At 72.7% G+C, this 6,923-nt stretch carries 8 protein-coding genes; 4 read left to right on the forward strand and 4 right to left on the reverse strand.

The window, feature by feature from the left end; genetic code table 11:
- Window positions 1-37 precede the first annotated feature (37 nt).
- The 3 genes from ACZ4FV_RS21300 to ACZ4FV_RS21310 all read left to right on the forward strand — a co-directional run bounded on the left by ACZ4FV_RS21300 (window position 38) and on the right by ACZ4FV_RS21310 (window position 2,174).
- Window positions 38-868, forward strand: a complete 831-nt coding sequence (locus ACZ4FV_RS21300) for a hypothetical protein (protein WP_465323066.1) — start codon at window positions 38-40, stop codon at window positions 866-868.
- Window positions 865-1,887: an endonuclease/exonuclease/phosphatase family protein gene (locus ACZ4FV_RS21305; RefSeq protein WP_465323067.1), complete on the forward strand. Its 1,023-nt coding sequence runs from the start codon at window positions 865-867 to the stop codon at window positions 1,885-1,887. The genes ACZ4FV_RS21300 and ACZ4FV_RS21305 overlap by 4 nt, the downstream gene beginning before the upstream one ends.
- Before the next feature lie 149 nt (window positions 1,888-2,036).
- Entirely contained in the window at window positions 2,037-2,174 is a 138-nt protein-coding gene (locus tag ACZ4FV_RS21310) for a hypothetical protein (RefSeq protein WP_465323068.1), read from the forward strand.
- Between the two features lie 68 nt (window positions 2,175-2,242).
- Here the strand turns inward: ACZ4FV_RS21310 and ACZ4FV_RS21315 are convergent, their stop codons facing one another.
- The 3 genes from ACZ4FV_RS21315 to deoC are packed head-to-tail and all read right to left on the reverse strand — an operon-like array spanning window position 2,243 to window position 5,530.
- Complete coding sequence (locus tag ACZ4FV_RS21315; protein ID WP_465323069.1) at window positions 2,243-3,121, reverse strand: aldehyde dehydrogenase family protein; 879 nt, start codon at window positions 3,119-3,121, stop codon at window positions 2,243-2,245.
- Window positions 3,114-4,550, reverse strand: coding sequence for an aldehyde dehydrogenase family protein (locus ACZ4FV_RS21320; protein WP_395866425.1), 1,437 nt, complete (start codon window positions 4,548-4,550; stop codon window positions 3,114-3,116). Before ACZ4FV_RS21320 ends, ACZ4FV_RS21315 begins: the two co-directional genes overlap by 8 nt.
- Window positions 4,551-4,555: 5 nt before the next feature.
- The gene (deoC, locus tag ACZ4FV_RS21325) at window positions 4,556-5,530 is read right to left on the reverse strand and encodes a deoxyribose-phosphate aldolase (protein ID WP_395866533.1); all 975 of its coding nucleotides are present in this window, start codon (window positions 5,528-5,530) and stop codon (window positions 4,556-4,558) included.
- A gap of 94 nt (window positions 5,531-5,624) precedes the next feature.
- On the opposite strand from deoC, the gene ACZ4FV_RS21330 reads away from it, so the two are divergent.
- Window positions 5,625-6,209: a PH domain-containing protein gene (locus tag ACZ4FV_RS21330; RefSeq protein WP_395866423.1), complete on the forward strand. Its 585-nt coding sequence runs from the start codon at window positions 5,625-5,627 to the stop codon at window positions 6,207-6,209.
- Between the two features lie 107 nt (window positions 6,210-6,316).
- Here the strand turns inward: ACZ4FV_RS21330 and ACZ4FV_RS21335 are convergent, their stop codons facing one another.
- Window positions 6,317-6,649: a hypothetical protein gene (locus ACZ4FV_RS21335; RefSeq protein WP_395866421.1), complete on the reverse strand. Its 333-nt coding sequence runs from the start codon at window positions 6,647-6,649 to the stop codon at window positions 6,317-6,319.
- Window positions 6,650-6,923 lie beyond the last annotated feature (274 nt).

Genomic DNA, 6,923 nt, shown 5'->3' on the forward strand with positions numbered 1-6,923 from the left:
CCCTGAGCCGCGAACACGGCCACGGGGAGGCAGTCGGATGCGGCAGGAAACGGATCGTTTGCGGGAACCGGCGGCATGGGCGCTGGTCGGCTTCGTGGCACTGCAGTTGGCGGTCGACGCGTTGCGCGTCCTGTTCGGCGTGGGCTCGGGGGTGCACGGCTTCCGGGCGCGTGCCTACGGCGGTCAGTCCGCCCTGCTCGACGTGCTCACGCCGGTGCTGCTCGCAGGCGCGGTGCTGCTGGCGACCCATGCCGGCCGGCCCACGTCCCGGGCCCGGGTGATCACCCGTGTCGCGCTCGGAGTGCTCGCCGTACAGGGCGCCGTGGGACTCACCGCGGCGCTGGGCGGGCTCGCCTACGACGGCGGCGGGTTCGCCGACATACCGGCCGGGGCCCGGGTCGAACAGAGCGCGATCAACGTGGGTGTCCTGGTCATGTTCGCGCTGTGCGCCTGGTTCCTGATCGTGGTCCTGGGCGCGCCGGTCACGCCGACGGTCACCCGCGGCAAGTCGCTGCCGCATCAGGAGTGGCTCTCGCACGGGCGGGACGCGACGGGCGCCGGCCAACCGGTGAGCACGTCCGGGCAGTACCCGGCGTACTCCGGGACGGGCACCCGGTACGCCGGGTCCACCGGTGAACACGTCACCCCGACGGACGCGGACCGGACCCGGGCGAGGGGTTCCGAACCGAGTGCCGAGCCGGCGTCCACGCCGCCGCACGGCGCCGCGACCGGGCCACGGGCCGCCGTTTCCGAGACCGGCCCGCAGACCGTCGTCTCCGCGAGCACTCCGGGCACCGGCACCCCGGCCGTGCCGCCCCGGCCGGCCACTCCGCCGGCGCCGCCCACGCACGGAGGGACCCGGCCGTGACCGCCGAGGTCGAGACCGAGTCGGCGCGGGAGATCCCGCCGCCGCCTCGGCTGTGGCGGGTGCGCCGGCGCACCCGCACGTTCGGCCGCAGCGTGGTCGGCCTGATCTTCGCGGGCGCGGTGCTGGTGACGGGGGCGCGGCTGCTCGTGTTCGACGCGATGTGGCCGGTCGCGATCGTGACCGTCTTCGCCCCGTACGCGGCGGTGGCCTCGGTGCTCGTGCTGCTCGGGGCCGCGCTGCTGCGGATGCGGCTGACCCTGCTCGTCGCGCTGGGTCTGGTGGTCGTCCACACCCTGTGGATGTTGCCGAGGCTGACCCCTGCCGATGCTCCCGCGCCCGGCGGCGCGCGGTTGCGGGTGATGACCTCGAACGCCTACTTCGGCAAGGCGGATCCGGTACGGATCACCGACCTGGTGCGCCGCGAGCGGGTGGACGTGCTGGCCGTGGAGGAGTTGACGCCCGAACTGGCGGCGGGCCTGGAGCGGGCCGGCCTCACCCGGGAACTCCCGTACTCGGCCGGGACCGGCGAGCCCGGCGCGGCCGGACTGGCGATCTACGCGCGCCGGCCGCTGACCGAGGAGCGGCCGTTGCCCGAGCGGACCACGATGCCGATGCCCGGCGCCACCGTGGAGGTGTCCGGGCGCCCGGTCCGGATCCAGGGCGTGCACACCATCCCGCCGATGCGCGGGCAGGCCGGGAAGTGGGCCCACGACATGGACGCGCTGCGCCGCGAGGCGGAGCGGCGCACCCTGCCCGCGATCTTCCTCGGCGACTTCAACGCGACCTCGGACAACGCCTCGTTCCGCGCGCTCACCGGCGCCGGGCTGCGGGACGCGCACGAGGAGCGCGGCCGGGTCCTGGCGCGCACCTGGCCGATGGCGTACTTCCACGGCCTGCCGCCGCTGTTCGGGATCGACCACGTGCTGGTCACGGGCGGGATCGAGGTGGTCTCGGTGTCCGAACACCGCGTGCCGCACACCGATCACGCCGCGGTGATCGCCGAGCTGTCGCTGCGCTGACCACTCGTCAAGATCCCGTCGGGAATGCCCTCACCCGCGTCGACGCCGCGTCAACAGGCCCGAGACGGTCGCCGCGCGCGGCCGGCGTCGAGTCTCGTAAGGCGGTTCGCCCGGCGACCGCACCTTCGCAACTCCGAGGATTCGATCGCATGTCCGCTCTGTTCGCCCTCTTCGCCGTCGTCGTGATCGTCCGCGTCCCGGCCACCTGGAAGCTCTCCACCCGGCGGGCCGCCGACGCGAAGGGCCCGGCGACGCAGACCCGCGCCGATCACGTGCTCGCGGCCTGAAGACGCGAGGACCGTCACCCGCGTGGGTGACGGTCCTCGCGCTGTCGCCGCCCGGAGCGCTCCGGCGATCAGTGCCCGGTCGGGTGCCAGACCGTGCGGGTCTCGGTGAACGCCAGCATCCGACCCGTGCCCGGGTCCGCCGACCAGTCCGGCTCCTTGGCCTCGGGGCGCAACACGCGCTTGAGGTTGTCCGCCGCCGCGATCTCCAGGTCGCGCGCCGACGCGACTCCCGCGTCCGGCGCCACGCCGGTCAGGTCGATCGCGTTGACGTCCTGGTGGGACGCGAGCGTCGGGGCGATCTCCGCCGGGTGCCCGGTCAGGATGTTGATCACCCCGCCCGGCAGGTCGGACACCGCGAGCACCTCGGCGAAGGACAACGCGGGCAGCGCCGAGGAGCCGGCCGCGAGCACGACGGCGGTGTTGCCGGTGGCGATCACCGGCGCGACCGCGCTCGTCAGGCCCAGCAGCGACGAGCGCTGCGAGGCGATCACCGCGACCACGCCGGTGGGTTCGGGCGTGGACCAGTTCGCGAACGGACCCGCGACCGGGTTGGCGCCGCCCGCGACCTGGGCGAGCTTGTCGGTCCACCCGGCGTACCAGACCCAGCGGTCCACGGCCGCGTCCACCGACGCGAGCGCCTTGGTCCGGCCGATGCCCTCGGCCGCGGCGACCTCGGTCGCGAACTGCTCGCGCCGACCCTCCAGCATCTCGGCGATCCGGTACAGGATCTGACCCCGGTTGTAGGCGGTGGCGCCCGACCAGCCCGGGAATGCCTTGCGCGCCGCGACGACCGCGTCGCGGGCGTCCTTGCGGCTGCCGCGCGGCGCGTTCGCCAGGGTCCGGCCCTTGCTGTCGGTCACCGCGTACACCCGCCCGCTCTCGGACCGGGGGAACTTGCCCCCGACGTACAGCTTGTAGGTCTTCAACACCTCAAGGCGCTCAGACATCGAGGTAGGCCTCCAGCCCGTGGCGGCCACCCTCGCGGCCGAAGCCCGACTCCTTGAACCCGCCGAACGGCGAGGCCGGGTCGAACTTGTTGAACGTGTTGGTCCACACGACGCCCGCCCGCAACCGCTGCGCGGTCCACAGGGCCTTGGCGCCCTTCTCCGTCCACACGCCGGCGGACAGGCCGTACGCGGAGTTGTTCGCCTTCTCCACCGCCTCGGCCGGGGTACGGAAGGTCTGCACGGTCAGCACCGGGCCGAAGATCTCGTCCCGGGCGATCCGGTGTGCCTGCGTGACGTTGGTGAACACCGTCGGCGGGAACCAGAAGCCCTTGCCGGGCAGCTCGCCGGCCAACGACCAGCGCTCGGCGCCCTCGGCCTCGCCCGCCGCGACCAGTTCCTGGATCCGGGAGAGTTGCGCGGCCGAGTTGATCGCGCCGACGTCGGTGTTCTTGTCCAGCGGGTCGCCCACGCGCAGCGTCTTGATCCGCCGGGTCAGGCTCGCCAGCAGCTCCTCGGCCACCGACTCCTGCACCAGCAGCCGCGAACCGGCGCAGCAGACCTGGCCGCCGTTGAAGAAGATGCCCTCGACGATGCCGTCCACGGCGGAGTCGATCGCGGCGTCGTCGTAGACGATGTTGGCGGCCTTGCCGCCGAGTTCGAGGGTGACCCGCTTGCGGGTGCCCGCGATGGTGCGGGCGATCTCCTTGCCCACGGCGGTCGAGCCGGTGAACGCGACCTTGTCCACGTCCGGGTGCGCGATCAGCGCGCGACCGGTCTCGCCGGCACCGGTGACGATGTTCAGCACACCGTCCGGCAGCCCGGCCTCGACGCAGATCTCGGCGAATCGCAGCGCGGTCAGCGGCGTGCTCTCGGCCGGCTTGAGCACCACGGTGTTGCCGCCCGCGAGGGCCGGCGCCACCTTCCAGGCCAGCATCAGCAGCGGGAAGTTCCACGGGATGACCTGACCGGCCACACCGATCGGCTTCGGGTCGGACCCGAAGCCGGCGTGCGCGAGCTTGTCGGCCCACCCCGCGTAGTGGAAGAAGTGCGCCGCGACCAGCGGGATGTCCACGTCGCGCGACTCGCGGATCGGCTTGCCGTTGTCGATCGACTCCAGGACCGCGAGTTCGCGCCCGTGCTCCTGGATCAGCCGAGCGATCCGGAACAGGTACTTGGCCCGCTCCGCGCCGGGCAGCGCCGACCACGACTTGAACGCCTTGCGCGCGGCCTTGACCGCGCGGTCCACGTCCGCCTCGCCGCCGACCGCGATCTCGGCCAGCACCTCCTCGGTCGCCGGGTTCACCGTCTTGAGCCGACCGCCGTCCGCCGCGTCGGCGAACTTTCCGTCGATGAACAGCCCGTACGCCGGGGCGATGTCGACGATCGCGCGCGACTCGGGCGCGGGCGCGTACTCGAATGGGTTGCCCATGGCTGTCAGTCCACCGTCACGTAGTCGGGGCCGGAGTAGCGGCCCGTGGCCAGCTTCTGGCGCTGCATCAGGAGGTCGTTGAGCAGGCTGGAGGCACCGAGCCGGAACCAGTCGGGGTCCAGCCAGTCCGAGCCCACCGTCTCGTTGACCAGCACGAGGTACTTCATCGCGTCCTTGGTGGTGCGGATCCCACCGGCCGGCTTGACGCCGACCTGCGTACCGGTGGCCTCGCGGAAGTCGCGGACCGCCTGGAGCATCACCAGCGTCACCGGCAGTGTCGCGTTGACCGCGACCTTGCCCGTGGACGTCTTGATGAAGTCGGCACCCGCGAGCATCGCGAGCCACGACGCGCGGCGGACGTTGTCGTACGTCGACAGTTCACCGGTCTCCAGGATCACCTTGAGGTGGGCACTGCCCCCACCGGCGGCGGCGCCGCGGGCGCACGCCGCCTTGACCGCGACGATCTCGTCGAAGACTGCCCGGTAGCGACCGGACAGGAACGCGCCCCGGTCGATGACCATGTCGATCTCGTCGGCGCCGGCGGCCACCGCGTGGGCGACGTCGGCCAGCTTCACGTCGAGTGCGGCGCGTCCGGAGGGGAACGCGGTCGCGACGGCCGCGACATGCACTCCCGAATCGCCGAGCGCGGCCCTGGCCTCGGCGACCAGGTCGCCGTAGACGCAGATCGCGGCGGGCCGGGGCGCGTCCGGTGCGCCCGGGTCCGGATGCAGCGCCTTCGCGCACAGGGCCCGGACCTTGCCCGGGGTGTCGGCACCTTCCAGTGTGGTCAGGTCGATCATCTTGATGGCGAGGTCGATCGCGGCGACCTTGGCCTCGTTCTTGATCGAGCGGGTGGCGAGCATTGCTGCCCGCGCTTCGGTCCCGACCCTGTCGACGCCGGGAAGCCCGTGCAGAAAGCGTCGAAGGGCCGCTTCGGACGAGGTGACCTCGGCCGGGTCGGCGAGAATTGCAGACGGCATGCTCACAAGACGAGCATATCTACTCGCGTAGCGTCGGGCCCAGTGGTCCGGTCGAGCCAAACCCGGCCGGTGTCGTGCGGCACAATCACCGGTCATGAGCAGCGACGAGGACATCACCACGTATCGCTCCCGGCCGGCGATGGCCGTCGGGGTGCTTCTGATCGCCGCCGGGGTGTGGATGGTGATCGACACGCTGATCCGCGGCGAAGGCAGCACCAAGTGGCTCGCCATCGCCGTCGTGGTCTTCTTCGCGGTCCTGGTGGTCGCGCTCACCCTGCGCTCGGCGGTGCTGGTCGGGCCGGAGCACCTGGTGATCCGCAACCCGTTCCGCACCATCGTGGTGCCCTGGGGCGCGGTGGAGCGGGTCCGGGCCGAGTACTCGATCGAGGTGCGCGCGGACGAGAAGTCGTTCCACATCTGGGCCATCCCGGTCTCCCTGCGCGAACGCAAGCGGGCGCTGCGCCAACAGGGCCGCTCGGCGGCGGAGGACCCGTACGGCCACGGCGCGCACGACCTGCCCCAACTCTCCCGTGCCGACCAGGTCGTGGACGACCTGCGCGGGATGAGCGAGCAGTTCGCCGCGAAGTCCACCGGCCCGGTCCGAGTCCAGTGGTCGATGGAGATCCTCGGCGGCCTCGTGCTCTCGGGCGCGGCCTCGCTGGTGCTGGGCCTGATCTGAGGTGCCGGCCCTGATCCGATCCGATCGGGCCCGGAACGACACGAACGCCGACCGAGCCTTGTGCGGGCCCGGTCGGCGGGTGGTGCGCGTCGGTCGTCCGGCCGCGTTCAGCGACCCCGTCGGCGCAGTACGCGCGCGGCGCTGTACAGCACGATCAGAGCGGCGGTGACGGCGAGCGCGGCGCCCGTGACCGGCTCGACCACCGCTCCGCCGAAGCCGCGTCCGGCGGTGAGATCGTCCGCCGAGGTGTCGAAGAGGGTGTCGGCGACGCCCGAGAACAGCGGATAGGCCGACACGAACGCGAGCACCGGCAGGATCAGCAGGCCGACGAAGGTCGCGAGCGCGGGGACGGAACGCCCGGCCTTCGCCCACTGCCAGACGTGCCGCGGCCGGATGCGCGGGGCGGTGTTCGGAGCGGGGAACTCGGACAGGGTGCTCATGGCGTCCTCTGGGAGCCGGGGGATCGACTGACCCTTCCACGATCCGCCGGCGACCCGTTCGGGCACATCCACCCGAAGAGCCGGCTCCGCCCCGTACCGCGGTACCACGCGCCCCCGGGCCCGTCCTCCGAAGGGCTGGGCCCGGGGGTCGTACGCGAGCGGGGGGGGGGGGGGGGGGGGGGGGGGGGGGTAGGGGGGGTGGGGGGGGGGGGAGGTGTAGCCTGCGACGTAGAGTGCGAAGGCGCGGCCGTGGCCCAGTCTGAAGGGGCGGTCG

It is taken from the genome of Embleya sp. NPDC025285 (genome assembly GCF_055558835.1).

What these genes read in the sequence shown, in the direction of transcription:
- ACZ4FV_RS21330 (WP_395866423.1), top strand. Translation starts at nt 5,625, where the DNA reads ATGAGCAGCGACGAGGACATCACCACGTATCGCTCCCGGCCGGCGATG.
- ACZ4FV_RS21310 (WP_465323068.1), top strand. Translation starts at nt 2,037, where the DNA reads ATGTCCGCTCTGTTCGCCCTCTTCGCCGTCGTCGTGATCGTCCGCGTC.
- ACZ4FV_RS21315 (WP_465323069.1), bottom strand. Translation starts at nt 3,121, where the DNA reads ATGTCTGAGCGCCTTGAGGTGTTGAAGACCTACAAGCTGTACGTCGGG.
- deoC (WP_395866533.1), bottom strand. Translation starts at nt 5,530, where the DNA reads ATGCCGTCTGCAATTCTCGCCGACCCGGCCGAGGTCACCTCGTCCGAA.
- ACZ4FV_RS21320 (WP_395866425.1), bottom strand. Translation starts at nt 4,550, where the DNA reads ATGGGCAACCCATTCGAGTACGCGCCCGCGCCCGAGTCGCGCGCGATC.
- ACZ4FV_RS21335 (WP_395866421.1), bottom strand. Translation starts at nt 6,649, where the DNA reads ATGAGCACCCTGTCCGAGTTCCCCGCTCCGAACACCGCCCCGCGCATC.
- ACZ4FV_RS21300 (WP_465323066.1), top strand. Translation starts at nt 38, where the DNA reads ATGCGGCAGGAAACGGATCGTTTGCGGGAACCGGCGGCATGGGCGCTG.